The organism is Arthrobacter sp. SE2 (genome assembly GCF_058244265.1).
Window position 1 is genome coordinate 1 of the sequence record NZ_JBZAYA010000029.1, and the last position, 26,374, is coordinate 26,374.

At 63.3% G+C, this 26,374-nt stretch carries 25 protein-coding genes; 11 read left to right on the plus strand and 14 right to left on the minus strand.

Translation table 11 applies throughout. The annotated features are described in order from the left end of the window. Positions 1 to 165: 165 nt before the first annotated feature. Entirely contained in the window at positions 166 to 621 is a 456-nt protein-coding gene (locus AC4CS3_RS22445; protein ID WP_490785305.1) for an Lrp/AsnC family transcriptional regulator, read from the minus strand. A 103-nt stretch (positions 622 to 724) separates the two neighbouring features. Between AC4CS3_RS22445 and AC4CS3_RS22450 the strand changes: the two genes are divergently transcribed. After that, a complete protein-coding gene (locus tag AC4CS3_RS22450; RefSeq protein ID WP_490785306.1) occupies positions 725 to 1,360 on the plus strand; it encodes a LysE family translocator in 636 nt (211 codons plus the stop codon). Positions 1,361 to 1,418: 58 nt separating this feature from the next. Continuing rightward, positions 1,419 to 1,742 (plus strand): hypothetical protein, encoded by a 324-nt coding sequence (locus tag AC4CS3_RS22455; RefSeq protein WP_490785307.1) that lies wholly within the window; start codon positions 1,419 to 1,421, stop codon positions 1,740 to 1,742. On the opposite strand, the gene AC4CS3_RS22460 is transcribed toward AC4CS3_RS22455, so the two are convergent. Next, positions 1,739 to 2,758, minus strand: a complete 1,020-nt coding sequence (locus AC4CS3_RS22460; protein WP_490785308.1) for a hypothetical protein — start codon at positions 2,756 to 2,758, stop codon at positions 1,739 to 1,741. The two genes, AC4CS3_RS22455 and AC4CS3_RS22460, sit on opposite strands and share 4 nt — an antisense overlap. Before the next feature lie 197 nt (positions 2,759 to 2,955). Between AC4CS3_RS22460 and AC4CS3_RS22465 the strand changes: the two genes are divergently transcribed. Further along, on the plus strand, positions 2,956 to 3,426 hold the full coding sequence (locus tag AC4CS3_RS22465) for a DUF4383 domain-containing protein (RefSeq protein WP_490785309.1): 471 nt from the start codon (positions 2,956 to 2,958) through the stop codon (positions 3,424 to 3,426). Positions 3,427 to 3,510: 84 nt separating this feature from the next. Here the strand turns inward: AC4CS3_RS22465 and AC4CS3_RS22470 are convergent, their stop codons facing one another. The 5 genes from AC4CS3_RS22470 to AC4CS3_RS22490 form a co-directional block, all read right to left on the minus strand. After that, positions 3,511 to 4,185 carry a response regulator gene (locus AC4CS3_RS22470; RefSeq protein ID WP_490785310.1) on the minus strand — a complete coding sequence of 225 codons (675 nt, stop codon included), beginning with the start codon at positions 4,183 to 4,185 and terminating at the stop codon, positions 3,511 to 3,513. Next, positions 4,178 to 5,557 (minus strand): sensor histidine kinase, encoded by a 1,380-nt coding sequence (locus tag AC4CS3_RS22475; RefSeq protein WP_490785311.1) that lies wholly within the window; start codon positions 5,555 to 5,557, stop codon positions 4,178 to 4,180. Before AC4CS3_RS22475 ends, AC4CS3_RS22470 begins: the two co-directional genes overlap by 8 nt. Positions 5,558 to 5,889: 332 nt before the next feature. After that, a complete protein-coding gene (locus tag AC4CS3_RS22480; RefSeq protein WP_490785312.1) occupies positions 5,890 to 7,083 on the minus strand; it encodes an NAD(P)-dependent malic enzyme in 1,194 nt (397 codons plus the stop codon). Positions 7,084 to 7,322: 239 nt separating this feature from the next. Further along, a complete protein-coding gene (locus AC4CS3_RS22485) occupies positions 7,323 to 7,925 on the minus strand; it encodes a TetR/AcrR family transcriptional regulator (RefSeq protein WP_236813508.1) in 603 nt (200 codons plus the stop codon). 121 nt (positions 7,926 to 8,046) lie between these two features. Continuing rightward, positions 8,047 to 9,366, minus strand: coding sequence for an MFS transporter (locus tag AC4CS3_RS22490; RefSeq protein ID WP_490785313.1), 1,320 nt, complete (start codon positions 9,364 to 9,366; stop codon positions 8,047 to 8,049). Positions 9,367 to 9,467: 101 nt separating this feature from the next. Here AC4CS3_RS22490 and rraA point away from each other — a divergent pair, with 101 nt between their 5' ends. The 3 genes from rraA to AC4CS3_RS22505 all read left to right on the plus strand — a co-directional run bounded on the left by rraA (position 9,468) and on the right by AC4CS3_RS22505 (position 13,449). Next, entirely contained in the window at positions 9,468 to 9,950 is a 483-nt protein-coding gene (gene rraA / locus AC4CS3_RS22495; protein ID WP_490785314.1) for a ribonuclease E activity regulator RraA, read from the plus strand. 108 nt (positions 9,951 to 10,058) lie between these two features. Further along, positions 10,059 to 11,711, plus strand: a complete 1,653-nt coding sequence (locus tag AC4CS3_RS22500) for an MDR family MFS transporter (RefSeq protein ID WP_490785315.1) — start codon at positions 10,059 to 10,061, stop codon at positions 11,709 to 11,711. A gap of 277 nt (positions 11,712 to 11,988) precedes the next feature. After that, positions 11,989 to 13,449: a sugar porter family MFS transporter gene (locus AC4CS3_RS22505; RefSeq protein WP_490785316.1), complete on the plus strand. Its 1,461-nt coding sequence runs from the start codon at positions 11,989 to 11,991 to the stop codon at positions 13,447 to 13,449. A gap of 134 nt (positions 13,450 to 13,583) precedes the next feature. On the opposite strand, the gene AC4CS3_RS22510 is transcribed toward AC4CS3_RS22505, so the two are convergent. From AC4CS3_RS22510 to AC4CS3_RS22520, 3 genes are all read right to left on the minus strand, one after another. Continuing rightward, a complete protein-coding gene (locus AC4CS3_RS22510; protein WP_490785317.1) occupies positions 13,584 to 14,810 on the minus strand; it encodes an MFS transporter in 1,227 nt (408 codons plus the stop codon). A 43-nt stretch (positions 14,811 to 14,853) separates the two neighbouring features. After that, on the minus strand, positions 14,854 to 15,300 hold the full coding sequence (locus AC4CS3_RS22515; RefSeq protein WP_490785318.1) for a MarR family winged helix-turn-helix transcriptional regulator: 447 nt from the start codon (positions 15,298 to 15,300) through the stop codon (positions 14,854 to 14,856). Between the two features lie 67 nt (positions 15,301 to 15,367). Next, on the minus strand, positions 15,368 to 15,871 hold the full coding sequence (locus AC4CS3_RS22520) for a GNAT family N-acetyltransferase (RefSeq protein ID WP_490785319.1): 504 nt from the start codon (positions 15,869 to 15,871) through the stop codon (positions 15,368 to 15,370). 158 nt (positions 15,872 to 16,029) lie between these two features. Here AC4CS3_RS22520 and AC4CS3_RS22525 point away from each other — a divergent pair, with 158 nt between their 5' ends. After that, on the plus strand, positions 16,030 to 17,502 hold the full coding sequence (locus AC4CS3_RS22525) for an amino acid permease (protein ID WP_490785320.1): 1,473 nt from the start codon (positions 16,030 to 16,032) through the stop codon (positions 17,500 to 17,502). A gap of 149 nt (positions 17,503 to 17,651) precedes the next feature. Here AC4CS3_RS22525 and AC4CS3_RS22530 read toward each other — a convergent pair whose 3' ends face one another. Beyond that, positions 17,652 to 18,383 carry an NAD(P)-dependent oxidoreductase gene (locus AC4CS3_RS22530; RefSeq protein WP_490785321.1) on the minus strand — a complete coding sequence of 244 codons (732 nt, stop codon included), beginning with the start codon at positions 18,381 to 18,383 and terminating at the stop codon, positions 17,652 to 17,654. 60 nt (positions 18,384 to 18,443) lie between these two features. Between AC4CS3_RS22530 and AC4CS3_RS22535 the strand changes: the two genes are divergently transcribed. Then, complete coding sequence (locus AC4CS3_RS22535) at positions 18,444 to 18,932, plus strand: MarR family winged helix-turn-helix transcriptional regulator (RefSeq protein WP_490785322.1); 489 nt, start codon at positions 18,444 to 18,446, stop codon at positions 18,930 to 18,932. 156 nt (positions 18,933 to 19,088) lie between these two features. On the opposite strand, the gene AC4CS3_RS22540 is transcribed toward AC4CS3_RS22535, so the two are convergent. From AC4CS3_RS22540 to AC4CS3_RS22550, 3 genes are all read right to left on the minus strand, one after another. Next, positions 19,089 to 20,237 carry a mannitol-1-phosphate 5-dehydrogenase gene (locus AC4CS3_RS22540; protein ID WP_490785323.1) on the minus strand — a complete coding sequence of 383 codons (1,149 nt, stop codon included), beginning with the start codon at positions 20,235 to 20,237 and terminating at the stop codon, positions 19,089 to 19,091. Continuing rightward, positions 20,237 to 22,228 carry a PTS mannitol transporter subunit IICBA gene (locus AC4CS3_RS22545; protein ID WP_490785324.1) on the minus strand — a complete coding sequence of 664 codons (1,992 nt, stop codon included), beginning with the start codon at positions 22,226 to 22,228 and terminating at the stop codon, positions 20,237 to 20,239. The genes AC4CS3_RS22540 and AC4CS3_RS22545 overlap by 1 nt, the downstream gene beginning before the upstream one ends. A 69-nt stretch (positions 22,229 to 22,297) precedes the next feature. Further along, positions 22,298 to 23,020, minus strand: coding sequence for a TetR/AcrR family transcriptional regulator (locus tag AC4CS3_RS22550; protein WP_234751842.1), 723 nt, complete (start codon positions 23,018 to 23,020; stop codon positions 22,298 to 22,300). Positions 23,021 to 23,137: 117 nt separating this feature from the next. Between AC4CS3_RS22550 and ptsP the strand changes: the two genes are divergently transcribed. The 3 genes from ptsP to AC4CS3_RS22565 all read left to right on the plus strand — a co-directional run bounded on the left by ptsP (position 23,138) and on the right by AC4CS3_RS22565 (position 26,279). After that, positions 23,138 to 24,826, plus strand: a complete 1,689-nt coding sequence (gene ptsP, locus AC4CS3_RS22555) for a phosphoenolpyruvate--protein phosphotransferase (protein ID WP_490785325.1) — start codon at positions 23,138 to 23,140, stop codon at positions 24,824 to 24,826. 39 nt (positions 24,827 to 24,865) lie between these two features. Beyond that, entirely contained in the window at positions 24,866 to 25,144 is a 279-nt protein-coding gene (locus tag AC4CS3_RS22560; protein WP_490785326.1) for an HPr family phosphocarrier protein, read from the plus strand. A gap of 148 nt (positions 25,145 to 25,292) precedes the next feature. Next, a complete protein-coding gene (locus tag AC4CS3_RS22565; RefSeq protein WP_490785327.1) occupies positions 25,293 to 26,279 on the plus strand; it encodes a class I SAM-dependent methyltransferase in 987 nt (328 codons plus the stop codon). Positions 26,280 to 26,374: the final 95 nt, after the last annotated feature.

The window sequence follows — 26,374 nt, forward strand, 5'->3', positions numbered from 1 at the left end:
CGGATCCACCAACGCCAGCCCGCCCGGAACCCCGGCAAGACGCGGACCACCGGCACGACGGGACACTCCGAAAAGCCCCCGGGACGCAAGGCCCCGCCGGTTGTCGAAGTATCCGATCGCTTCCATGGAAACACTCTGCCAGGAGGCTACGACATTTAACCGAACTCAGACCGGCGGCCCCGCGTTCGGCTTCAGGTTCTTCATCACCAACGTCGAGTTGAGGCGCTCGACGGCGGGAAGAGCCGAGAGCTGGTCGTCGTAGAAGCGCTGGTAGGCCGGGAGATCGGCGGCAATCACGCGGAGGAGGTAGTCCGGCGAGCCGAAGAGTCGCTGGGCCTCGACGATATTCGGAATGGCCGCCACGCGGTCTTCGAACTCCGACATCGTGGCGCGGTCAGCCTGACGCAGGGTCACAAAGACTATCGCCTCGAATCCCAGGCCGATCGCACCCGGATCGATGTCTGCCCTGTAGCCGCGAATGACGCCGGAAGCCTCGAGATCCCGCAGCCTTCGATGGCAAGGAGCCACGGTCAATCCCACCTTGGCGGCGAGCGCGGTGGCAGTCATTCGGCCATCCTCTTTGAGGTAGCGCAAAATAGTTCTATCTATCCCATCAATCACGCAAAAATCTTACCAAAATCCCGGCAAGTCTGGCTAAAAATGGGAACACTTATGGGCCGATTTTCCATAAAGTTCATGGTGTAACCGCCAGCCAGGAGCCAACATGAATCCCCAGCTTTTCATCGCTTTCGTCATTGTCGCCGTCACCTTGGCGTGCACCCCGGGTGTCGACTGGGCGTATTCGATTGCGGCAGGCCTGCGGCAGCGCAGCTTTCTCCCCGCCGTGGCCGGCCTGTGCAGCGGCTACGTGCTACATACGGCCCTCCTCGTGGCCGGACTCGCGGCCCTTTTGACGGGCGTTCCGGGGCTTCTTGGCTGGCTGACGATCGCGGGCACAGCCTACTTGCTCTGGCTCGGCGTGAGCACCATGCGCTCGTGGCGCGGCGCGAGTTTCAGTGCGGATGACGCCGTCGGGCAGTCCCGAAACCAGTTGCGCACCTTCCTGCAAGGCATGGGCACAAGCGGCATCAACCCCAAGGGCTTGCTGTTCTTCCTGGCGCTGGTACCGCAATTCGTGAGCCCCGAGGCGTCGCTGCCGGTACCGGTACAGTCGGGTGTGCTTGGCCTCACGTTCGTCCTGTTCGCCGGCATCATTTACACCGCGGTGGCCCTGACCTCGCGAAAACTGCTGCAATCCCGGCCTTCCGCTGCACGCGTGGTGACCCTTGCGAGCGGCATCATCATGGTGGGGCTGGGGGCTGTTCTTCTGGGCGAACAGTTGCTTCCGATGCTCCGGTGACGCGGCCGTCGGGTGAGATCTCTGGCGTTCTTCGGCGGGGCGGCCTATCGTCGGCTTCATGTCCGATGACTTTTCAGCTCTCGTGGAGGCCTTCAGGAAGGTCGGCGTATCGAGGGCGTACGGCCCTCCACTTCAGATCGGCGGCGAAGAACTGATCCCGGTGGCCCTGGTGTCCTTTGGGTTCGGAGGAGGCAGCGATGGAGGCCATGCTGCCGGGGGCGGTGGCGGCGGTTTAGTGCTCCCTGTCGGGGTCTATGGCCACAACGCCGGCGGACGCGTGACATTCCAGCCGAACACAGTGGTTGTCCTGGCGATGCTGCTCCCGCTTGTCGCTGCCGCCGGGCTCTCCATTAGGGGAGTCGCCCGCGCGCTTCGCGCTTAACCGTCCGGCTCGCCGCCCTGGTCGCCCGGTTCCCCGAAGTCCTTGTTCCACATCCGACGCACCTCGATGTCCTTGCGGATCCCATCGACCGCATCCAGTTCAGCCTCCTCGGCCTTGCTGCGCCCCCGGCGCGCAACCACACCCGGAACGAGCGGCCGCGGGTTGGGCCGCCGCCTGACTTCAAGCTTCGACAGGGCCCTGTCCGTGAGCGCGTCATTGCGCAAAGCCAAGCTGGTCTTCTTCCTCCGCAGTACCTCCACGAGAGCGGCCTGGGCCGCCTCCCGCTCCCCCAACGTCCTGAGCGACTGCGCGCGAATGAGCAGAAGCGCCGCCGAGAGGTCGTCCGTGTTGCGCAGGCCTTCAGTCCAGGCGACGACGTCGGAGTGCCGCTCGAGCGCCGCCGCCGCGGTGCAGCGGGCCAAGGCAGAGGGCAACGACGGCGGCAAGCTGGCCAAGGTGTCGAGGGCTTCCGCCGTCTGGCCTGTCTCCCGGAAGCAATGCGAGAGGGCAAGGTACACGGATTCCTCGCTGAACAGAACGGGAACGTCAATCCGTTCCGCTACCTCGACCCGCGTGACCACCCTGCGGAGGTAGCTTGAGGAGAACTGACTGGCGGCGTCGTCGATCCGTATGGACAAGCCCCGCTGCAGCAATTCGGACGCCCGGAGATATCCGTCGTGTTTGTACACAAGCAGCCCGGCGATCACATAGCAGAGGCCTGCCCATCCGGGGTAGGTGCGCGCCAAGGTGATGAGCCGGTCTGGTTCCGTGCTGGTGAAGACGGCGTCGTACACCGATTTGGCGGTCTTCCCGGACAGGCGTTTGAGCCTGGGAGCATCCCCGGCGACGTCGATCCGGCCAGCCGTTTTTCCTGTCAGGACACCCCAAATCGCACTGCTCAAGCCCTCAGCCAGTCCACCCACCGATGTGCGGACATGTCCAGTCCGGAACGGTGTGATGTCCCTGCTGTCGCAGAAAATCGCTCCGCTGACTCCGGGAGCCGATGGCTCACTCACGGTTGCGCTGCCTTCGCAGGACAAGGCGTCGAAGAATTGGGCATCACAGAACCATGCTAGTTGCGCTTTGTCCCACGCTCTCCCCTATATTCCGCAGTTTTCGGGAGTAAGATATCCACGTCGGCAGGGTTCCGACTCCTTGCCGCGATACGGCCCTCCATTTGAAGGGCCGATCGAAATCGTGATCGGGAGGAGCTATGACCACTGCTTCACACCCCGCGCAGCACCACGTGATGGGGCTGACGCTGCACAACACAGCACTGGGTTTGGGCTGGGTTTTCCTGGCTGTTGGCGTCTTGGGATTTATCCCGGGCATCACCAGCAATTACGGCGCCATGACCTTCGCAGGACATGACTCGGGCGCCATGCTTCTTGGAGTCTTCCAAGTATCCGTCCTGCACAATATTGTCCATTTGCTGTTCGGCGCAGCAGGCCTGTACTTCGCGAGGACTGGAAGGATGGCGCGCGGTTACCTCATCGGTGGCGGCGCAATCTACCTCGTCCTGTGGATCTACGGTCTCATCACCATGTCGAACATGAGTGCTGACTTCGTGCCCATGAACGCCGGCGACGACTGGCTGCACCTGGTTCTCGGTGTTGTCATGATTGCCCTTGGCATTTGGCTTGGACGCGACGTAAGGGAGGAGTCGAAGGGCCGCGCCATGTAGCGCCCCCTGACTCTGCAGCACTCTGCAGTTGCACGACGGCGACCGCCCCTTTTCGGGGCGGCCGCCGCCTTTGAATCCGGGCGCCTACCCCAGGAGCCTGCGTTCGTAGGCGAAGGCCACAAGTTGAAGCCTGGTGCGCAGCCCCAGCTTGCCGAGCACACTGCGCAGATGGGATTTCACTGTCGCCTCGGAGACAAACAGGCTCTGCGCCATCTCGGCGTTTCCCAAGCCTTTGGCTGCCAGGAGGAACACATCCCGTTCGCGCGGAGACAGCTCGTCCATCACGGCGAGGTCCGGCCCGGCCACCGGCACCGTCCTGGCCGCGTGCTGGAAGAGTTCGTGAACCGAACCGGGCGCGATCACCGAGTATCCCGAATACACGGTTCGGATGGCAGCCAGCAGGAATTCGGGCTCGGCGCTCTTGAGGAGGTAGCCACTGGCGCCTGCCTGCACGGCTTCAACCACGGCTTGATCCCTGTTGAAAGTGGTCAGGGCAATGATCTTTGGCTTGTCCACGCCCGCCGCATCGGCTTCCTCGGTGATGCGCCGTGTGGCCTCGACTCCATCCAGCACGGGCATCCGAAGATCCATCAGCATGACGTCCGGCCGCTGCTTGGCCGCGAGCGCCACGGCTTGTTCGCCGTCGTCGGCCTCCCAGGCCATATCCATGTCCGCTTGGCTCTGCACCAGCATGCGGATGCCGGAGCGGAACAGCGGTTGGTCATCCACCAAGGCAACCGTGATGGGTGTTTCAGCCACGTCCGACGCTTTCCCGTTCAGGGCCCGACGACGGCGCGGCGTCTTCCAGAGCCAGCGCCGGCTCCCGCTCCAGCCCCTTGGCGGACGGAACAGCTTCGTCTTCAGCACTACTTTCCGGAAGGAGCGCTGCCGGACGCGAGCCGTAAGGGATGAAGACCGTCACGCGGAACTGCTCGCCGTCGGGACCGGAACTGAGCCAACCGCCGGCAAGGTGCGCACGCTCACGCATTCCGGGAATGCCACGCCCCACTCGCCCGGCGCCACCGCCGTCGTCCGTCCCCCCAATCGAAACGGACGCCGGCAATTCCGACGCAACGTGCATGGTCAGCCCCGGGCCGCTCCAGTCGAAGTGAAGGCGCACGGCCGTGCCGCGTCCGCCGTGCTTGAGGGCGTTCGTGAGGCATTCCTGCACAATCCGGAAGACTGCGAGTTGCTGGCCCGCGCCAAGGTCGACCGGGGTTCCGGTTTCGCTCTGCTGGACCTTGAGGCTCCCCTGGCGCATCCGCTCGACAAGAGGCCCGACGTCGGTGAGCCGGGGCTGCGGGGCCACCAGACCGTCGTCGCGGACTCCCTCAATCACGCGCTGGGCGTCCACCAATGCGTGGCGGGCCGACACCGCGATGTTCTCCAAGGCGTCGAGCACCGCCTTGGGCTGGTCCTGGCTGAGATAACGGGTGCCATCGGCTTGCGCGGCGATCACTGCGAGCGAGTGCGCCAATACATCATGAAGGTCGCGGGCGATCCGGGTGCGCTCCTGCTCCACGACGAGCTCGACCTCGGTCTCCTTCAGGCTGGCTTGGACGAGGACCTTGGACTGGAATAGCTTGCCTCGGTCCTCATAAAGAGCCAAGGCAATGCCGACGGCCGCACAGCCGGCGGCGATCAGCATCAAGAGGGAAAAGAGTTGCCAACCGTTGGTTTGCAAGGTGAAGCGGTCCCCGTAGCCGACCCTGTGGAACCACCCAACGCCCTGCCCGTAGCGCCATGACAGCATCAAGAACGTCATGATGCCTGCGAAAACAAGGTTAGATACTCCAGCAATTGATCGCTGTCTGGGGGATCCTGTCCACAGAATGAAGGCCAGCGCAATGAATGAGCCGATATAGATTGCCCAATAATTGGCCCACGGCGGCGCAATGAGATAGGTCAATTGACCGAGCAAAAGGATCGCTGCCAGCCCGAGTGACACATAGGGTTTCCACGCCGCTACGCCGATCGCCAAGCTCGTCAGGACGAGCATCCACGTGCCGGGCCAATAGTTCAGGCCCCACGGCCCCATCCTTCCCGCCTCGCCCACGCACCACAGCGTGAAGAAAATGACGGCCGCCGCGGGGGCGCCCCAATGCCGTGCAACTTTCAGTGTTTGTTCCATGTCAGCCACCCTATCCACGGCCAAGGATCCGGCGGCGCCGCTTCTGCCCTCCAGCGTCCGATCTCCACCCGGAAGCCAGCGGATTCATCCCTGGAGCCAACGCGAGACGTGAGCGAGCGTCGGCAAAACCGCCAGCATAAGTGAGCGAGCGTCGGCAAAAACGGCGGCATAAGTGAGCGAGCGTTTGTCGTCCCCAAACCCTCGCTCACATATCAGGCCCAAATCCCAAACCCTCGCTCACATATCCCGAACCTCGGCACAAAAGAACGACGGCGACGCCCCCCAGCACGGGAGCGTCGCCGTCGTCGGCTATTCGGGTTGGGTGCGCGGCCTTATTCGGCCGCAGCGGCAACCGCCGCCGTGACCGCCGGAGCAACACGGGGATCCAGCGGACTGGGCACGATGTAATCGGCGGAGAGTTCGTCCTCGGCCAGTGCGGCGATCGCACGGGCCGCGGCGATCTTCATGGCCGGAGTGATGCGGCGTGCACCGGCGTCCAAGGCTCCGCGGAAAATTCCGGGGAAGGCCAGGACGTTGTTGATCTGGTTCGGGAAATCGCTGCGACCAGTGGCCACGACGGCCGCGTACTTGACGGCAACCTCGGGCAGGACTTCCGGGTCCGGGTTGGACAGGGCGAAGACGATCGAATTGTCGTTCATGAGCTTCAAGTGTTCCTCGGCCAGCTTGGACGAGGAAACGCCGATGAACACGTCAGCGCCTTGCAGGGCCTCCGCGGGTCCGCCGGAAAGGGCGCGGGGGTTGGTTCGCTGGGCGAAGCGGGCCTTGACGCTGCCCGAATCGGCCACCAGGTCGGCGCGCTCGGAGTTGATGATCCCCTTGGAATCCAGAAGAACGACGTCCTTGACGCCCGCGGCCAGCAGGATCTCGGAGACGGCGATGCCCGCGGCACCTGCACCGGAGACCACAACTTTCAGTCCCTCAAGTTCGCGGCCGGTCACCTTGGCGGCGTTCGTCAACGCTGCGAGAACCACGACGGCGGTGCCGTGCTGGTCATCGTGCATGACGGGGCAGTCGAGGGCTTCGATGAGACGCTCTTCGAGTTCGAAGCAGCGGGGCGCGGAGATGTCTTCGAGGTTGACCGCGCCGAAACTCGGACGCAGGCGGACCAGGGTCTCGATGATTTCGTCCACGTTGGTGGTGTTGAGGACCAAGGGGATGGAATCCAGATCGCCGAAGGCCTTGAAGAGCGCGGACTTTCCTTCCATGACAGGGAGGGAGGCGCTGGGTCCGATGTTGCCAAGGCCCAGCACCGCGGTGCCGTCGCTGACAACCACAACGAGACGCTCGGCCCACGTGTGGGTGCGTGCAAGCTCGGGGTTGGCGTGGATCGCGCGGCTCACTTCGGCGACACCCGGGGTGTAGGCGATGGAAAGGTCCCGCTTGTTCAAGAGCGGTACGGTGCTGGAAATGGAGAGCTTGCCGCCTTCGTGAGCGGTGAAGATTTCCTCTTCACTCAGCGCCAGGGCAGTCAGATTCTGTTCAGGGGTGATGGTCTCGACGGACACGTCGTTGTCTCCTCAGGCTAGCCGTGATCCCACGGCACAATTCGGGCAGGTATAGAGGCTTCGGTGCCGGACCAAGGGTGGCTGGTCCGTGCGGTGAAACTCCTGCGGATATGGGCTGCTAGCCGCTTGGGTCCTGTCTTCGTAGACAGGGGCCTGATAGGAAGACTAGAGACATCCAGTCATAAACTCATACTTTTGGTCTTAGTGGTCTAGACCAATTACGGTGATTCCCGGAAAAGCTACGCGTCCGCAATCAACTTGCAGGCGTTCTTGAGGTCCTTCTCTGCGTCGAAAAGTGAGATCCGGCGGCAGTTGACGGACTGGACCAGACCACTTATGACGTGGAGCAGGATCCTGGCCCTCCCGGCGTCGCCGATCGCAGCCGCGACCATCTCGGCGGAGAGCGCCTCGATATCGCGCAAGAGTACGGGGATGTCACCATCGCGGGTGTCCCATGTTCGGGACAGACAGTGTTCGACGGCGGGCTGCATGACCCGCATATGGAAAATCTCCATCCCGAGACCGGTGAGCTCTTGCTGGCTGCACCTTGAAGACGCCGGCTTTGAGTCGTTGAGCTCCCGCAGTTGCTGCCGGTAGACCGCAAGCATCAGATGGACCGTGGACGGAAAGTAGCGGTAGAGCGTCCCGAGCGGAACATGGGCTCTGGTGGATACGTCCGAAAGGCTCACGGTATCGAACTGCCGCTGGGCGAATCCCGCGGCAGTCTTCAGTATCCGGGCGTAGCGCAATAGCTGTCTCGGGGTGGTGGGAGCAGCCGCCATTTGGGGCAACCCCGCGGCCAGATCCAGCGAATACGGTTCCAAGGAGTTCGGTTCGGACATTTCCGGCGTTCTGTTGGTTTGGGCTTCGTTCGGGGAGATTGCGCGGCCCCCCATAGACCAAGCGCGTCCTGACAATGATACGGCAGCAAGTTGTCAGTTCCCTGAGAACCGATTCCCAGGGCTACGCGACGCCCTTGATCTTCACCACGAATACCGCCCCCAGCAGCCCGATGACAGCTGCAGCCACATAAAGCGAGACGTAGCCACCCCAGTACGCCACAAAGGGGTATGCGATAAGAGGGGCGATGACCTGCGGCAATGAGTTGGCCACGTTGATGACCCCAAGGTCCCTGCCCCGGTCCAACGCAGTGGGCAGCACTTGGGTAATAAGGGCGAAGTCGACCGCCAAGTACGCACCAAAGCCGATACCGAGCACCGCTGCGCCGGCAATGGCCCCCGTCCACGTGGGTTCGAACCCAAGGATCAGGGCAGCTATCGAAATGACGACGGACGAGACAATGACGAGGGGTTTGCGTTTGCCCATGCGGTCACTGATGGCACCGCCCACCACGCTGGTGATGATCACCATGACGGCATAGAGGCCTGTGAGGACGAGGACCCCGAACTCAGGCTTGATCCCCTGCGTTTCCTCAAGATGCACGGCATCCTTGAGGAAGAAGAGCAAGTACAACGTGACCATGTGGTTTCCGACATTGACCAGGAACCTCGTCAGCCAAGCCCACGCGAAGTCCGGGTACTTGACGGGCGAGATCCAAAAGCCCTTGACGAATGTCCAGAGTATGAACGGTGGCTTGGCCTCCGGAACGAGAGGCGCGTCGTCGTTCTTGAAAAGATAGAGCACGACGCCGGCCAGCAGGGCAGCAGCGCACACGATGTAGCCGAGGGCAAAGTTCCCGGACACCACGGACGCGATCACGGCACCCGCGAGGATGCCGACGGTTTGGCCCATGGCTGCAAGGCCGCCGACCGCGCCGCGTTGAGGCACTGGCACTCGGTCCGGAATAGCCGCCGTGATGGCGGCATAGGCTCCATTGCAACCGGCCTGGACCAGGCACCACAAAATGGTCATAACTGCCACGTTGGGAGCACCTGCCAGGGCCACCAATGCCGCGGCGCCAAGGATGGCGCCGAAAAGCACCCACGGAACCCGCCGTCCAAGGCGGGACGTAGTGCGGTCGCTGAATGCACCGAAAAGGGGGTTCGCCACGAGGGACACCGCAGCGCCGCATCCCGTAACCAGCGCAAGGATGGCTTCCTTCTGGCCTTCGTCAAAGTGGATGGCTTGCTGCCCGAGCAAAATCTGGATAGGGCCGAAGAAGGCAGCGTTGATGCCCACATTGACGAGCACCACTCCGGTGACCCACAGTGAGCGGACGCGCTCCACGGGCTCGGCGAGCGCCGTCGTCGGGCCTGCCTGCATCTCCACGGGATCCGTCACCGGTCTTTCAGGCAATGAACCGGGCAGATCGGACAGGCTCATGACGGTGCTCCCTAGCGTCTGGACGTGTGGATTCAGCCTAGCGCCAAGGCACGTCTGCACGCGTTAGGGTAACTCCAACGGACGACCGAGGAGGATCAACGATGAACAGCCCAGCGAACCCCATCAACACCGCCGATCTCTACGACGAACGTGCCGAGGATCTTGAGTCGATATCACTGCAGTTCCAGGACCTCGGCGGCGTCTCGCACTTCAGCGGCCCGGTTCGCACCGTCAAATGCTTTGAGGACAACGCCCTGGTGAAGACGATTCTGGCAACCTCCGGCGAAGGCGCCGTGCTGGTGGTGGACGGCTACGGCTCGCTGCGCACAGCCCTCATGGGGGACATGATCGCCGAGAGCGCCGTCGCTAACGGCTGGGCCGGCGTCGTGATCAATGGTGCGATCCGCGATCGCGTGGCGATCGCGAAGCTGCCTTTGGGCGTCAAAGCCCTTGGGAGCAATCCCAAGAAGAGCTCCAAAGTGGGCCGTGGCGAAGTGGACATCCCCCTGGTGATTGAAGGAGTGCACATCGAACCCGGGAACCTGATCTATTGCGATCCTGACGGGATTCTCGTGGAGCGGTGACATTTTTCTCCCCAATCGGGTAGGACAGGGAATACAGGAGCGATTAGGATAGTTACTGAAAGCAACTATCCTGCTTAGTCCCCCTTTTCATCCACCTTTGGAGAAGCAATGTCCAACGCCACGCCTGTGCGGGCCGCCGGAGAGGTCCTGACACACCGTCAGACGCTCACCGTCATGGTGGGCCTCATGCTCGGCATGTTCCTGTCCTCCCTGGACCAGACCATCGTGTCCACGTCCATTTACACCATCGCCAACGACTTGGACGGCCTGTCCCTGCAGGCGTGGGCCACTACGGCCTACCTCATCACATCCACGGTGACCACCCCGCTGTACGGCAAGCTCAGCGACATCTTCGGCCGCCGCCCGCTGTACCTCGCCGCGATCCTGATCTTCCTCGCCGGTTCCCTGTACGCCGGTTCCGTGCACTCCATGACCGAGCTCGCCATCGCCCGCGGCATCCAGGGTATGGGCGCCGGCGGTCTGCTGGCCCTCGCATTGACGATCATCGGCGACATTGTTGCCCTGAAGGATCGTGCCAAGTACCAGGGCTACTTCATGTCCGTCTTTGGCGTTTCCTCGGTCCTCGGTCCCGTGGTCGGCGGTGCTTTCGCAGGCTCGGCCAATATCCTTGGCTTCGACGGCTGGCGCTGGGTCTTCTTCATCAACCTGCCCATCGGCCTGGCAGCACTGGCCGTGGTGTTCTTCTACCTGCACCTACCCGCAAAGCACGTCAAGCAGAAGATCGACTACTGGGGTGCAGGAGCCATCACGCTGGCAATCGTTCCGCTGCTGCTCGTGGCCGAACAAGGCCGCAGCTGGGGCTGGACCTCCGGCAACTCGTGGATCTGCTACGGCCTCGGCGTCATCGGCATCATCGCGTTCCTGCTGGTTGAGCGGCGTGCCGGCGACTACGCGCTGATCCCCCTACGGCTCTTCAGGAACATCACCTTCGGCTTGTCTTCCCTGCTGAACTTCATCATCGGTATCGGTATGTTCGGGGCCATCGCGATGCTCCCGATGTACCTGCAACTGGTCAAGGGCCTCACCCCCACCGAAGCCGGCCTCATGATGATCACCTTCACGGTGGGCATCCTCTTCGGTTCCATTACAGCGGGACGGACCATCTCGGCGTCGGGCGTTTTCCGGATCTTCCCGATCCTCGGTACGGGCATCCTGACCGCCGCCGCAATCGTCATGGGCCTGTCCCTCGGCGTCGACACCGGACTCTGGGTTCCCGGCCTGATCGCCGTATTCTTCGGCATGGGCCTGGGCTTCTGCATGCAGCCGCTCACTTTGGCGATGCAGGTCTCCGTACCGCCGAAGGACATGGGCGTGGGCACGTCCACTGCAGCATTCTTCCGTTCCATGGGCGGCGCCGTGGGGACCGCGGTGTTCATCTCGATGCTCTTCAGCCTCGCCGCTGACAAGATCGCCTCCGGTATGAAGGACGCCATGGGCAGCGCCGACTACCTCAAGGTGCTCAAGGATCCTGCGGTTGCCGCGGATCCCGCCAACGCCAAGCTGTACGACTTCTTCAAGAACGGCGCCACGAATGATTCGCTGAACGACACCAGCTGGCTGCACCACGCCAACCCGGCGCTCACGCGGCCTATCACCGAGGGCTTCGCGCAGTCGATCGACACGGTCATGCTGACCGCCGCGGCCCTGACCGGCCTGGCGTTCCTTATCAGCTTCGCCTTGCCGAACAAGAAACTGACGGATCCGAAGGCGGCGGCGAAGGAATCCGTTTCCGCACACTAATATCTCGAACCGCGTCACGTATCTCGAACCGCGTCACGGCAGGCAGTCTTTTGGACTGCCTGCCGTTGTCGTTTCCAGTGTTCGCGCGGTAAAGCGCCCGACGGCGGCGCGAAAGTTTGCTTGGCGTGACACGTCCGGTGTGGCTGGCCCGGTTGACTGGAAGTCATGCTGGCACCGTGCCACACTGTGTAGCGCGAGTGCACCGGCGTCCCCGTCGGAACCAGCTGCCGACGACGACCGCGCCGCACAATCCACTACATTTCCTCGAGGGAGAGCCATGCCCAATTCCAGCTCCGACAGCCGTTCCGGCGTCCCACGCAAGGTAATTGGCCTGGCCGTTGCCGGAGCTGTGGGCGGTTTCCTCTTCGGCTTCGATTCCTCCGTGGTCAACGGCGCCGTCGATGCGATGAAGGACGAATTCATGCTGAGCGAAGCCGTCACGGGCTTCGCTGTGGCGGTCGCGTTGCTCGGCTGCGCGGCTGGGGCGTATCTCGCGGGCAAGGTGGCCGACCGCTACGGCCGCATCCCCGCCATGAAGCTGGGTGCCGCCCTCTTTCTGGTCAGCTCCATCGGGACCGGCTTTGCTTTCAGCATCTGGGATTTGGTTTTCTGGCGCTTGGTCGGCGGCCTGGGCATCGGCCTCGCGTCGGTGATCGCGCCGGCGTACATCTCGGAAATCTCACCGCGCCAGGTCCGCGGCCGGCTCGCGTCGCTGCAGCAGCTGGCGATCACCACCGGTATTTTCGCGGCCCTGCTGTCCGACGCCGTCCTGGCGACGTCCGCGGGAAGCGCACACCACGCGCTCTGGCTCGGAATTGAGGCCTGGCGCTGGATGTTCATCGCGTGCGCCGTGCCTGCCGCGGCCTATGGTCTGATCGCGTTCCGGCTGCCTGAGTCGCCGCACTTCCTGGTCCTCAACGGCAAGGAAGACACCGCACGCAGGATCTTCGACACCCTGATGCCCGGCGACGATACCGAACGCCACATCCGCGAAATCCGTGACTCCATCAAACAGGACGAGCTCTCCACCAAGAAGGGCTCGCTCCGCGGCAAGGCGTTCGGCCTGCAGCCCGTGGTGTGGATCGGCATCATCCTGTCGGTGCTGCAGCAATTCGTGGGCATCAACGTGATCTTCTACTACTCCACCACGCTGTGGAAAGCAGTCGGCTTCCACGAGCAAGACTCCCTGGCCATCTCGGTGGCAACGTCCGTCACCAACATCCTGGTCACGCTCGTGGCCATCGCCCTAGTGGACCGCATTGGCCGCAGGCCCATCCTGCTGACGGGCTCCATCGGTATGGCTGTGTCCCTGGGTGCCATGGCGCTGGCCTTTTCTTCCGCCAGCGGGACGGGTTCTTCGGTGTCCTTGACCGGCGTCTGGGGTCCGGTGGCCCTGGTGGCCGCCAACGTGTTCGTAGTGAGCTTCGGCGCTTCATGGGGACCGTTGGTGTGGGTGCTCCTGGGCGAGATCTTCCCCTCACGGATCCGTGCCCGCGCGCTCGGCCTGGCCGCCGCAGCCCAGTGGATCGCCAACTTCGCCATCACCTTGAGCTTCCCCATCATGGCGGCCGGTTCTTTGCCGCTGACTTACGGCATGTACGCGCTGTTCGCTGCGGCGTCGTTCTTCTTCGTCATGTTCAAGGTGCCGGAAACCAACGGCATGTCCCTTGAGCAGGCCGACACCTTGTTTGTCCCGAAAGGCTCCAAGCCTGCGGAGCTCGAGGTCACACCCAAGTAGTCCCCACCCAAGTAACTAGCAGTTGTTGTCGTTTTGAGCCCTCATAACGACAACAACTGCGTGGGCCCACGCAGCCAGGGTTCCCTGGCCGAGCTTGCGAGGCGAGGGAGGCGGTGGGGATCAGTTGGGCCCTCCTACACGAGGTGCGGTTCGTGTGACTTCAGGTAGCGGCGGCCGCCGGCGGCCACGAGGATTGCGAACGCGAGGGCAAGGGCCGCGGCGAAGAACGGGACCTGCGGGCCGAAGTGCTCACCCAGTTGTGCCGCGACAAACGGAGCCAGCGCGCCGCCCATCCACCGCACAAAGTTGTAACCGGCCGAAGCCACGGGACGCGGCGAATCGGAGACTTCCATGGCAAGTTCGGTGTAGAGCGTGTTGTTGATGCCCAGCAGGGCGCCCGCCACAATGACGAGCACGACGACGGCAGTCACCGAGTGCCCCGCGGCCAGTCCCAGCCCGACGAGGTCCAGCAACAGGGCCGCGAGGGTGCCGACCAGGACGTTGGTGGTGCCGAATCGACGCTGCAGCAAGGGTGCCACGAAGACCGAAAACACGGCCACGGCCACGCCCCAACCGAAGAACACCGCACCAATCCCGTAGGCGTCCATCCCGAGGATGAAGGGCGTGAAGGCCAGGATCGTGAAGAAGCCATAGTTGTAGAACAAGGCGCTGGCGGCGGTGGTGCGGAGGCCCTTGTGGCCCAGGGCGAGGAGCGGGTCACGCAAACGGGCCTTCGTGGCCGGCGTCGGGGTCTTGGGTAGCAGGGCCAGCAAGGCGATGAAGGAAACGGCCATGAGGACCGCGGTGCCGAAGAACGGTGCGCGCCATTGCCAGCCGCCGAGGAGCGCGCCCAGCAACGGGCCGAGGGAAATGCCCAGGCCAAGGGCGGCTTCGTAAAGAATAATCGCGGTTCCGGTTCCGCCGCTCGCGACGCCGACAATCACGGCAAGCGCGGTGGCCACGAAGAGGGCGTTGCCGAGCCCCCAACCCGCGCGGAATCCGACCAGCTCACCCACGCTTCCGGACATGCCAGACAGCGAGGCGAACACGACAATCAGCGCCAGGCCGATCATGAGCGTCTTTTTGCCACCGATCCGCGAAGAGACGAAGCCCGTCACGAGCATCGCGACTGCGGTCACCAGGAAGTAGCTCGTGAAGAGCAGCGACACTTGGCTGGGGCTGGCCTGGAGGTTCTTGGCGATGGCTGGCAGGATCGGGTCCACCAGGCCGATACCCATGAAGGCGAAGACGGCGGCAATCGCCGTGGCCCACACAGCTTTGGGCTGCTTGAGGAACGAGGCCTTCTCGGCCTCGAGGGTTTCTTCCGCTGGCTGCAGTTGGTCTGCGAGCTGGCCTTTCATGGACTGCTCTCCTAGTTTCTTGGCTTGTTCAGTTCTGGCTTGTTCAGTTCTGGACTGAGTGATTGATCTTGTCGAACACCGGAAGGGCGGCTTCGACGGCGTCGCGTTCCGCCTGGCTCAGCGTTTCGAGGATCCCGGCGATGAATTCGTTGCGGCGGCGGTCTGCATTCTCGACGGCGGCACGTCCCGCCGCGGTCGCGGCGACGCGGACGGCACGGGAGTCGTCCGGATCTGCTTCGCGTTTGACCAAGCCCGCGCGCTCAAGCTTGATGATCTGCTCCGTGGCGCTGGGGACCTTGACCCCAAGGTTCCGGGCGATCCCTCCGACGCGGGCACCGCCGTCGAGCGCCATCTTGAGGACGCCAAGTTGGGCCGAGCTGAGTTGCTCCTCGGAATCGAGGCGGCGCATCACGTAGACGCTCTGCCGCAAAGCTTCCCGGAATGATTGGGCGAGGGCGAGGAGCGCGTCGTCGGCTTGATGGGTATTCATATTTAGGTATCCTAACAGTTAGGTTGCCTAAATATCAAGGGGTGCATGGTCCGCCGGGCGCCTCTGGCTACAGGGCCAGCTTCATTCCCTCGTGACTGGCTACGAAGCCAAGGCGCTCATAGAAGCGATGGGCGTCTTTGCGGGACTTGTCGCTCGTGAGCTGGACCAGGGTGCAGCCCCGATTCCGCGCCTCTTCGATGGCCCATTGCATCATTGCCGCACCGACGCCATGATCCCGCAACTCTGCGGCGACGCGCACGGCCTCGATCTGGCAACGCAGCGAGCCCTTCCGGGCCAAGCCCGGGATGAAACTCAGCTGGAAAGTTGCGACGCAAGCGCCGTTCAAGTGGCCAACCACCAACAGTTGGGCCGGATCCTCGTTGATCTGCTGAAACGCCTGCAGATAGGGGCCGACGTCCTCGGCGTTTTCGCGGGAACTGCCCAACTGATCCGCGGCGAGCAATCTCAGAATGGCGGGCAAGTCCTCCCAGTGGGCCCGGCGGAGCGTGAAGACTCCTTCGTCCAGAACCATGCTCAACAGCGGCTTCACGCCTGGATTTATGTGACTCATAGCACCAGCCTGACACAAGCTGGCGGCTTCGTTTTACGAGCGTTCATGAATTCTGGGTGAAACGATCAATCACAAATTCTCGGATGGTTCGAGTTAGTTTGGACTAGCAGATTTGTTAGCCACGTCACCATGCGGCGAATCACCCGAAGGATGCAGATATGTCTCACCAGACAACAACAGGGCAACGCACTGCCTCCAGCAAAGACAGCGAGCCGCATCTGGCGCGCTCATTGAGCAACCGCCACATCCAGTTGCTTGCGATCGGCGGCGCCATCGGCACGGGCCTGTTCATGGGCTCCGGAAAGACCATCTCCGTCGCCGGGCCGTCCGTGATCTTCGTGTACATGATCATCGGCTTCATGTTGTTCTTTGTCATGCGCGCCATGGGCCAGCTCCTGCTGTCCAACCTGAACTACAAGTCCTTCAGCGACTTCGCCGGGGACCTCCTTGGTCCCTGGGCGGGCTTCTTCACCGGCTGGACCTATTGGTTCTGCTGGGTGGTAACCGGAGTGGCCGATGTCATCGCGATCGCGGGCTACGCCAATGAGCTCTGGCCGGGTGTGCCGCTCTGGATTCCGGGCCTCGCAACCATCGCCATCTTGCTGTTGCTCAACCTCCCCACGGTGAAGGCCTTCGGCGAGACTGAGTTCTGGTTCGCCCTCATCAAGATCGTTGCCATCGCCGCCTTGATCGTCGTGGGCATCGTGATGATCTCCACCGGCTTCAAGTCAGACGCCGGAGCCGCGAGCTTGACCAATCTCTGGAGCCACGGCGGCTTCTTCCCCAAGGAATTCATGGGCTTCGTTGCCGGCTTCCAGATCGCGGTCTTCGCCTTCGTGGGCATCGAACTGGTAGGCACAGCCGCGGCCGAGACAAAGAACCCGGAGCACAACCTGCCCCGCGCCATCAACGCCATCCCGGTCCGCGTAATGTTGTTCTACGTCGGCGCGCTCATCATCCTGATGTCCGTCATCCCGTGGACCGAGTTCAAGGCCGGCCACAGCCCGTTCATCGCCATGTTCTCCCTGGCCGGCCTGGGTATCGCTGCAACCGTGGTGAACCTCGTGGTCCTGACCTCCGCCATGTCGTCTGCCAACTCGGGTATCTACTCGACCTCGCGCATGGTGTTCGGCCTGGCGAACGACGGCGATGCCCCCAAGATGTTCGGCCGCCTCTCCAGCCGGAAAGTTCCGCAGAACGCCCTGTTCCTGTCCTGCGTGCTGCTACTTGGCGGCGTCGCACTGCTTTATGCGGGCAAGGACATCGGAGCAGCCTTCGACATGGTCACCACCGTGTCCGCCGTCTGCTTCATGTTCGTCTGGTCCATCATCCTGGCCAGCTACCTCGTGTTCCGGAAGCGCCGGCCCCACTTGCACGAGGCATCGACCTTCAAGATGCCCGGCGGGATCGTGATGGTGTGGGTGGTCTTCGCCTTCTTCGCGTTCCTGGTCTGGGCCCTGACGACGCAGCCGGACACCCTCACGGCTCTGCTCGCAACGCCCATCTGGTTCGCGGTCCTCGCCGTGGCCTACGCCTTGGTCCGGAAGTCGCCGCTGCACCAGGCCCGGGTGGCCGAGTGGAAAGCCATGGCCGAAACCGAGACAACCGCCGTCGAAACCGCCGCCCGCTAGGACGCCCGCTCACATATAGCGGCCATTCTTCCGACGCGCGCTCACAAACGAGCCTTTTCGACGTAACGCCCGCTCACCTATAGCGGCGAAACCCGAAACCCTCCTTCACGTCATCATGTGAAGGAGGGTTTCGGCTTTCCCACCGAGGTTCACGACCGATTGCCCTCAGGGACGCTATCCGGCGCGGCCTTCTTGCTGTTGGCCTCGCGCAAAAGGAGCTGGATGAGGCTCGGCTTCTGCGAAAAGGTTGCAACCGCGACGTTCTTGCGCACGAACTCGTCCGAAGTGAGTTGCCACAGCATGGAGTCCGCAAGGTCGGCCCGCGACGTGAAAGTGCCGTTTATGTAGCCAACGGCCATCTTGTATTCGGTGACGGATTCGGTCTCGAAAAGACCGGAGGGCCGCATGATTGTCCAGTCCAGGCCGCTCGCGGCAACGGCGGACTCCATCCGCCGCATGTCCTCGTACAGTGTCTTACCCAGCAGCTTGGTAACGAGGGGCTGCAGCACTTTCTCGAAGAGGAACCCGCCATGCGGGCCAGCCGAAATGTCGGTGGCGCTGGAGCTCACGCAGACCAGCCGACGGACGCCGTGGTTGCCCATTGCCCGGATGATGTTCCCCGTGCCCACGGAATAGACCGTGATCGGCTGGCGGCTGTATGGAACACCGAGGGTTGAGAGAACCGCATCCTGTCCTTCAACGACGGCACTTACGTCCTCGAAGTTGTAGGCATCGGCGCCGACAACACTCAGGCCGGGAGCGGATAGCGGGAAGTCGTGCGGCCTGCGCGTGACAGCGGTGACGACGTGTCCGGCGTCGAGCGCTTGTGCGGTGAGAATCCTTCCGGTGGGGCCATTTGCCCCGAATACTGCGATCTTCATGTGATGCGGCCTCCGGTAGTCTTATTCTAGGAAAACCATACAATACAGAAACGATATCATATGAGTTCCATATCAAATCAAGAGGCCGCGACCCCTCGCCTTCGGCGGCGTGCTGTTGCTGCGCTCAAAGCCGAGCTTCGCAGCGTACGCGTGCAACTATCCGTGCTCAATCACCAGGTCGGCACCCAAGCCGAGCTGAAGGATGTTGACCTGGATTGTCTTGACCTGATCTCGAGCCGGGGGCCGCTCAGCCCGAGCATGTTGGCCAAACACGCCGGCCTGCACCCAGCCACCATGACCGGAATCCTCGACCGGCTTGAACGCGGAGGCTGGATTGTCCGGGATCGCGACCCATCCGACCGGCGCGCCATGGTGATCCGGATTCTGCCCGATAGAAACGCCGAGATGTTCCGCCTCTACTCAGGAATGAACAGCCTCATGGACACCATCTGTGCAGACTACGACGACGCTGAAATCGCCGTCATTACAGACTTCCTGCGGCGCGTCCAAGCGGCCGGACGGACGGCGTCGGAAGAACTCGGCAACTAGTTGACGCTCGCTTACTTTTACAGCCCAAAGCGCTCACCCTCCTCCACATCATGTAAAGGAGGGTGAGCGGGCGTTCGGGAAAAAGCCCGCCTATGTGAGCTGGCGTCGCCGGTCGGCGCCGGGAAGCCGGCCGGCGGGGCGGCAGGAACCCGGCGTTTAGGCCTCGGCCTTCCGTTCTTCGATCAGCTTCAGCACCTGCGGGAACAACGGGTGCGACGGCGGCAGTTCAGTGATGCGCTCGACCGCCTCGGCGGCGTCCATCTCAGCGAGCATCCGGGCGAGTTCCACAGCTTCGTCGTCGGCCCCGTCGTCAAAACGCAGGGCAGCGGACATCGCGTCTAACAAGGCAACGGGCGCGACTCCGCGCTCGGCGAGTTCAGCGGCCGGGCCGATGAACCGTTCGTGCCGCCCAAGCTTGCGGAGCGGCGCGCGGCCTACTCGGTTCACCGTGTCCGGCAAGTACGGGTTGGTGAAGCGGGACAGGATCTTCTGCACGTACGCTTCCTGCTCAGCCTCGACGAAGCCGTGTTTGGCCACGAGAAGCTGCTTGGTCTCCTCCAACACGGCCCGCACCCGGGCCGCTACGGAGGCATCGGCCATCGCCTCGGAGATCTTCTCCAAACCGGCGCCGTAGCCGAAGTATGCTGCCGAGGCGTGTCCCGTGTTGACCGTGAAGAGCTTCCGTTCGATATACGGACCGAGCTCGTCCACGAAGGTCGCGCCGGGGATCACCGGCGCCTCCCCCGCGAACGGGGTGCGGTCGATGACCCACTCATAAAAGGTCTCCACAGTGACGTCGAGGCCTTGGCCGGGAGCCTGGTTGGGGACAATTCTGTCCACCGCGGTATTCGCAAAAACAGCGACGGAGGAAAGGTCACCCGCGGCACCGTCCCAAGCGGCTTCCACTTCGGATTGCAGGAGATCCGTGGCGTTGATCGCGTTCTCGCAGGCCATGACCTGAAGCGGAGCCAACGACGGCGACCGGCCGGCGAGGCCCCGCGCAATCACGGGTGCCACGAACTTGAGGATGTGCGGCCCCACCGCCGTGGTGACGAGGTCCGCCGTCGCGATTTCCGCAACGACGGCAGCCTCTTCGGTGCCCGAATTCAGGGCGCGGAAACCGGACACGGTCTTGACTGCCGCGTTTTCGCCGACCTCGTGGACCTCGTAGGAGGACGCGGAGGCGAGCTGGCTGATCAAGGCATCTGCGACATCGGCGAAGACCACCTCATATCCAGCCTCGTGCAGCAGCAAGCCGACGAATCCCCGTCCGATGTTTCCTGCCCCAAAATGGACTGCCTTCACTATGCGTTGACCTTTCCGAACAGATCCAGCACTTCCTGCACCGACGTGGCCTGCTCAAGCTGGGCCACTTGCGCCTTGTCCGTGAAGATCTTGGCGATGGAGGACAGGATGTGGAGGTGCTCGTTGTTGATACCGGCGACGCCGACCACGAACTTGACCTGCTTGCCTCCCCAGTCGATGCCCTCGGGGTAGCGGACGATCGACACACCGGAGTGCAGGATGTGGTTCTTGGCAGCGTTCGTGCCGTGCGGGATGGCAAGGAAGCTGCCCATGTAGGTGGACACGGATTCCTCGCGCTCATGCATGGCGTGAATGTAGCCCATGTCCACTGAACCCCGGTCCAGCAGGAGCTTGCCGGCTTCGTCGATGGCCGAGTCACGGTCCGTCGCGGTGCCATTGAGGATCACGCTTTCGGGGAGCAGGACATCCTTGCCCCCGACGGCGGCGGGCTGGGCAGCGGCGGCTGGTTCGGCAACCGCGGTTCCAACGGCAGAGCCGTCGGCGCCGGATCCGGCGTTGCTGCTCTTGACCAGCTCCACGATCTCCTCGTAGCGGGGACTGTTCATGAAGTTGTCCACAGAGACGTGCACGGCGCTGGAGGTGACCGGCCGGGCGCGTTCTGTCAGGTCCTGGTGCGTGACCACGACGTCGTAGGTGTCGCTCAGGTTGGCAATGGCCGAATTGGTGACCTTGACATCCGGGAAACCGGCCGCCTTGATCTTGTTACGCAGCACCGAGGCACCCATGGCACTGGAGCCCATGCCGGCGTCGCACGCGAACACGATGTTCTGGATGGGACGGGTCAGAACGGCGGTACTGCCACCAGCGCCCAGGAGTGCGGAGGATACGGAACTCTTCTTGCCCTTGAGCTCTTCCATCTTGGACGTGGCTTCACCGAGGTCAACTTCGTCGCTGTGATGCGTGGTGCGGAGAATCAACGAGGAGACCAGGAACGATACGGTCGCTGCCAAGATGACCGACAGTATGACGCCGACATAACTGTCGCGGGAGGTCTGCGCAATGACTGCGAAGATTGATCCCGGGGCGGCCGGAGCCACGAGGCCCGAGTTGGTGACTGCAAGGGTCGCAATGCCTGTCATGCCTCCAGCGATGGCTCCGAGGATGAGCAGCGGGCGCATCAGGACATACGGGAAGTAGATCTCGTGGATTCCGCCGAGGAACTGGATGATGAAAGCGCCCGGCGCCGAGGCCTTCGCCGCCCCGCGTCCGAAGAACATGTAGGCGAGAAGAATTCCGGCTCCCGGCCCGGGGTTGGCTTCGAGCAGGAACAAGATGGACTTGCCCTGGTCCAGCGATTGCTGGATGCCGAGCGGGGTCAGCACGCCGTGGTTGATTGCGTTGTTGAGGAAGAGAACCTTGGCGGGCTCGATGAAGATGCTGGTGAGCGGAAGGAGCCCGTTGTGCACCAGGAACTGGACGAAGTTGCCCGCCGCCGTACTGAAGGCCTGAACCACCGGAGAAATACCAAAGAAGCCGAACAGGGCGAGCAGTGCGCCCCAAATGCCTGCGGAGAAGTTGTTTACCAGCATCTCGAAGCCGGGCCGGATCTTGCCGTCCCAAATGGCGTCGATCTTCTGCATGGTCCAGCCACCGAGCGGGCCCATGATCATGGCACCGATAAACATCGGAATGCCGGCACCGACGATCACGCCCATGGTACCGATCGCCCCGACGACGCCACCCCGCGCGCCATAAACGTTCCGACCGCCTGTGTAGGCGATCAGGAGCGGCAAAAGGTAGGTGATCATGGGGCCGACAAGGCCCACGTTCGGCGTACCGGCGGCGTTGTTGCCGAAGCCACCGAGTTCGGCGACGGGCAGCCAGCCCGTCTTGATGAACAGGGCGGTGATGATGCCCCATGCAATAAAGGCCCCGATGTTGGGCATGATCATGCCCGAGAGGAACGTTCCGAACTTTTGGACACCAACGCGCACGCTGGTGCGCTGTTTCGCAACTGACGCTGTTGCCATTGTGTGAATTCCTAACGTGAGCCCCGCATCAGTGCGGGATCAGTCGATAACTATCGAAGGAGGACAGCTCTAGGAGCTGCTGGAGATTCGGTGAAGCCATTCAAGGAAAAGCTTCAGTTCCGAACTGGATAGCTGGTCTGAATGTGAGGCTTGGAGTGCCGCATTCAGCGCGATAGCCGCAACAACAACCGACGACTTGCCGGAGTCGTCTGCTGCGGCGCCACGGGCTGTTTCCGTGGACACGGCGAAAATCATGGAATCCCGGGTCATGGTGGAAAGCTCGAGATTCCGGTCTTCCAAAGGCTCTGCAATGAGCATGAGCGTGACGCCGACGTTGGCCGCCAGGATGCTCCTGGCTGCCTCGCGCGGGGGTACGTTGATCTGCCCGGCAATGGCTGCCTTGCTCAGCATCTCCTCTAGAAGCGACTCGGCATCAGCCACGATGGCCGGCCTGCTCTCCGGACGGATGTTGCCGAACATCACCAGGTAAAGGTGCGGTTGGGTAAGTCCGAACTGGACGTGGTTGTCCCACATCCGGCGGACATCCTCCAGGGGTTCCCCAGAGGGTGCGAAGTCCCGCTCTCCCGCCACGTACTCCTCGAAGCCGGCTGCAACGACGGCGTCGAACAACCCCTCCTTGTCGCCGAAGTGGTGGTAAAGCGTGGGCGCCGTGACGCCGGCAAGTTTGGTGATTTGGCGCGTAGAGACCGGCGACCCGTCCGAATTCGCCAGCAACTCGGCAGCTGCACGGAGCAGCCGAGTTTTGGGCGGAAGCTGGTCATCGAAACTCATAGCCGCTACCCTAGCACCTATAGCAACGCTATATGAAGTGCATCACAGGAGATTTTTTCGGACCCCGAGGCGCCGCAGCCGGTGGGTCCGATCCGAGAGCAGGAACAGAGGATTTCAGTGCAGAATTTCCAAGGAGTAGGCGTCAGCCCGGGCCGCGTCATTGGCACTATCCGTCAGATGCCCAAACCAGTCAGCGAACCGCCGTCGGGCGAGCAGCTCGCCGCATCGACAACCGCGGAAGACGCCGTCGCGGGCCTTAAAGCGGCGGCCCAATCGGTCCACGACGAACTCAAAGCACGCGCGGACAAAGCCAGCGGAGATGGTAAGGCCGTGCTGGAAGCCACCGCGCTCATGGCCAAGGACACCATGCTCCTGAAGTCGGCCGCCAAGCTCATCAACAACAACGGCAGCTCCGCCGAACGCGCGATCTGGGAAGCCGGCGCCTCCGTGTCCGAAATGCTCCACAACCTGGGCGGATACATGGCCGAGCGCGCCACCGACGTCCTGGACGTCCGCGCGCGGATCGTCGCCGAACTTCGCGGAGTCCCCGCACCGGGGATCCCGGCGTCGGACACTCCGTTCATCCTGGTGGCCGAGGACCTCGCTCCCGCCGACACCGCAACGCTGGACCCCGCCGTCGTGACAGCACTGGTCACCTCGGGCGGCGGACCGCAGTCCCACACGGCGATCATCGCGCGCTCGCTCGGCCTGCCCGCCGTCGTCGCGGCCCGCGGAGTGGACGAAATTCCTGACGGCGCCGAAGTCTTCGTGGACGGCGCGGCCGGCTCACTCTCCCTCGAACCCACCGAAGAGCAACGCGCGGCCGCCATCGCGTGGGTGGAAAATGCCGCCACACTGGCGGTTTTTGACGGAAACGGCACGACGGCGGACGGCCACTTGGTGCCCCTCCTCGCCAACGTCGGCGGAGCCAAGGACGCTGCCGCGGCCGCTGCGCTGGGCGCCCAAGGCGTAGGCCTTTTCCGCACCGAATTCTGCTTCCTGGAACGCGACACAGAACCGACCGTGCTGGAACAGGCTGCCGCGTACAGGGGCGTGTTCGACGCGTTCCCGGGCAAGAAAGTGGTGCTCCGGACCCTCGACGCGGGCGCCGACAAGCCCCTTCCCTTCCTCACCGACGCCACCGAACCCAACCCGGCCCTCGGCGTGCGCGGCTACCGGACCGACTTCACCACGCCCGGTGTTTTGGACCGCCAACTCGAGGCCATCGCCATCGCTGCCGACGAATCAGAAGCCGAGGTGTGGGTCATGGCACCCATGATCTCGACTGCGGCCGAGGCTGCCCACTTCGCGTCGATGTGCGATGCCGCGGGAATCAAGACGCCTGGCGTGATGGTGGAAGTTCCCTCCGCGGCATTGACCTCGGCGTCGGTCCTGCGCCACGTGGGCTTCGCGTCCCTAGGCACCAACGACCTCACGCAGTACGCCATGGCCGCCGACCGGCAACTCGGTCCCCTTGCCGAACTCAACACCCCGTGGCAGCCCGCGGTTCTGCGACTCGTTCAGCTGACCGTCGCGGGCTCAGCGGAAGAGGGCAACGGCAAACCCGTTGGCGTCTGCGGTGAAGCGGCCGCGGACCCGGCCCTCGCCGTCGTGCTCGTTGGCCTGGGCGTGTCCACACTGTCCATGACCGCCCGCTCGCTGGCCGCCGTCGGAACCGTGCTCAAGACGGTGACGTTGGAACAGGCCCAAGAGCTGGCCCGGCTGGCGCTCAGCGCACCCGATGCGCTCGACGCAAAGGCCTGGGTCCGCGCGAAACTGCCGATCCTCGAGGAACTCGGGCTCTGAGCCCCGCTGTACTGCCCTACCTGAACACAAGGAGAAACCATGCCCGAACGCACCGCCACCATCGCCAGCCGCTCCGGACTACACGCCCGCCCGGCTGCGATTTTTGCTGAAGCCGCGGGGGAATCCCCGGTTGAAGTGACCATCGCGATGGCCGATTCGCCTGCTGACGACGCGCTCGACGCCGCCAGCATCCTTTCGCTCATGACGCTCGGCGCCGCGAAGGGCGACGTCGTCGTGCTTCGCGCCGAGGGCGACGGCGCCGACGCTGCCCTGGATTCCCTGGTGACGGTGCTGGAAACGGACCTCGACGCGGAGTAGGTGCCTCCCGTCCGACGCCCGCTCACCTATAGCCGCCTCCCGTCCGACGCTCGCTCACATATAACCGCTTCCCGTCCGACGCTCGCTCACATATAACCGCTTCCCGTCGAACGCTCGCTCACCGTTGATTAGCTGAAAGGAGCGGGAAATGCGCAAGCCGGACGCCGCCGTCGCGTTCTATGCGCTCAGCATCGTGCTGCTTCCGGTCTCATTGCTCGGCTATGTGATTTGGGTCGGGAAGCTTCTGGCCGCGAAGCCTTCCGGGGTTTCGTCAAGCGCGCAGGCTCCGCTCTCCGCGAGGTGGGCGATGCACAATTTCGGCGTGCGCGAAGACCAGGCAGCGAACCGGCTGTTGCCCCTGCTCCCCGGCGTTCCTTGGCTGGGCATGCGGTTGGCGTTCTGGCCGACGCTCTTCGCGCACCGCGTCACCGGTTTCGTCCCGAAGACCTTCCGGTACCCCTTTGAGGGCGAGATACCTCCACAAGCCGAGGCATCAGCCAGGGTCGCGTTCTTCGACGGCGCCGTGGACCGTACACTTCCCGGGACCGACCAGTTGGTCATCCTCGGCGCCGGCTTCGACACACGCCCCTACCGCCTCCCGCGGGACACGTCCGTCAACTCCTTCGAGGTAGATGCCCCAAAGACGCAGGCGGTCAAGCGCGAAATACTGGACAAGGCAGGAATCGACTCACGCAAGGTCGCGTTCGTGCCCGCGGACTTTGAGAAGGATGATTGGCTCGCCAAACTCGTGGACGCGGGGTTCGACCTCGGGCGTCCGGCACTTTTCCTCTGGGAAGGCGTCACGATGTACCTCGACCGGGAAGCGATCGAGGACACGCTGCGCAAGATCGCGAGTTGCGCGAACGGCAGTTTGCTCGCATTCGACTACTTCACAACCGAGACCCTTGAGTCGAGCATGCCCTACTGGCGGTTCGGGAGGGCGGCGGCCAAGGCAGCGGGTGAACCGTTGATGTTCGGCGTGGACAGGACACCGCCGTCGCGGGAGCGTCTGGCCGAACTTCTCCGATCCGGAGGGCTGACGCTCCTCGAACAGCGTGGGCTTGGTCGTGAGACCAAGAAGAAGCGCGCGTGGGGTGGCTTCGCGATAGCAGTGGTGGGGTGCATTGGGCCCTAGCGTCCGCATTGATCTGAGCGAGCCCTGCGTCGATATGGCTCATATCTGAGCGAGCGTCCGGGATTTTGGCCACATATCCGAGCGAGCGTATGACG

Excerpts from the sequence above, each read along its gene's own strand:
- AC4CS3_RS22450 (WP_490785306.1), top strand. The coding sequence starts at position 725 with ATGAATCCCCAGCTTTTCATCGCTTTCGTCATTGTCGCCGTCACCTTG.
- AC4CS3_RS22455 (WP_490785307.1), top strand. The coding sequence starts at position 1,419 with ATGTCCGATGACTTTTCAGCTCTCGTGGAGGCCTTCAGGAAGGTCGGC.
- AC4CS3_RS22465 (WP_490785309.1), top strand. The coding sequence starts at position 2,956 with ATGACCACTGCTTCACACCCCGCGCAGCACCACGTGATGGGGCTGACG.
- AC4CS3_RS22475 (WP_490785311.1), bottom strand. The coding sequence starts at position 5,557 with ATGGAACAAACACTGAAAGTTGCACGGCATTGGGGCGCCCCCGCGGCG.
- AC4CS3_RS22485 (WP_236813508.1), bottom strand. The coding sequence starts at position 7,925 with ATGTCCGAACCGAACTCCTTGGAACCGTATTCGCTGGATCTGGCCGCG.
- AC4CS3_RS22490 (WP_490785313.1), bottom strand. The coding sequence starts at position 9,366 with ATGAGCCTGTCCGATCTGCCCGGTTCATTGCCTGAAAGACCGGTGACG.
- rraA (WP_490785314.1), top strand. The coding sequence starts at position 9,468 with ATGAACAGCCCAGCGAACCCCATCAACACCGCCGATCTCTACGACGAA.
- AC4CS3_RS22500 (WP_490785315.1), top strand. The coding sequence starts at position 10,059 with ATGTCCAACGCCACGCCTGTGCGGGCCGCCGGAGAGGTCCTGACACAC.
- AC4CS3_RS22505 (WP_490785316.1), top strand. The coding sequence starts at position 11,989 with ATGCCCAATTCCAGCTCCGACAGCCGTTCCGGCGTCCCACGCAAGGTA.
- AC4CS3_RS22510 (WP_490785317.1), bottom strand. The coding sequence starts at position 14,810 with ATGAAAGGCCAGCTCGCAGACCAACTGCAGCCAGCGGAAGAAACCCTC.
- AC4CS3_RS22515 (WP_490785318.1), bottom strand. The coding sequence starts at position 15,300 with ATGAATACCCATCAAGCCGACGACGCGCTCCTCGCCCTCGCCCAATCA.
- AC4CS3_RS22520 (WP_490785319.1), bottom strand. The coding sequence starts at position 15,871 with ATGAGTCACATAAATCCAGGCGTGAAGCCGCTGTTGAGCATGGTTCTG.
- AC4CS3_RS22525 (WP_490785320.1), top strand. The coding sequence starts at position 16,030 with ATGTCTCACCAGACAACAACAGGGCAACGCACTGCCTCCAGCAAAGAC.
- AC4CS3_RS22530 (WP_490785321.1), bottom strand. The coding sequence starts at position 18,383 with ATGAAGATCGCAGTATTCGGGGCAAATGGCCCCACCGGAAGGATTCTC.
- AC4CS3_RS22535 (WP_490785322.1), top strand. The coding sequence starts at position 18,444 with ATGAGTTCCATATCAAATCAAGAGGCCGCGACCCCTCGCCTTCGGCGG.
- AC4CS3_RS22545 (WP_490785324.1), bottom strand. The coding sequence starts at position 22,228 with ATGGCAACAGCGTCAGTTGCGAAACAGCGCACCAGCGTGCGCGTTGGT.
- AC4CS3_RS22550 (WP_234751842.1), bottom strand. The coding sequence starts at position 23,020 with ATGAGTTTCGATGACCAGCTTCCGCCCAAAACTCGGCTGCTCCGTGCA.
- AC4CS3_RS22560 (WP_490785326.1), top strand. The coding sequence starts at position 24,866 with ATGCCCGAACGCACCGCCACCATCGCCAGCCGCTCCGGACTACACGCC.
- AC4CS3_RS22565 (WP_490785327.1), top strand. The coding sequence starts at position 25,293 with ATGCGCAAGCCGGACGCCGCCGTCGCGTTCTATGCGCTCAGCATCGTG.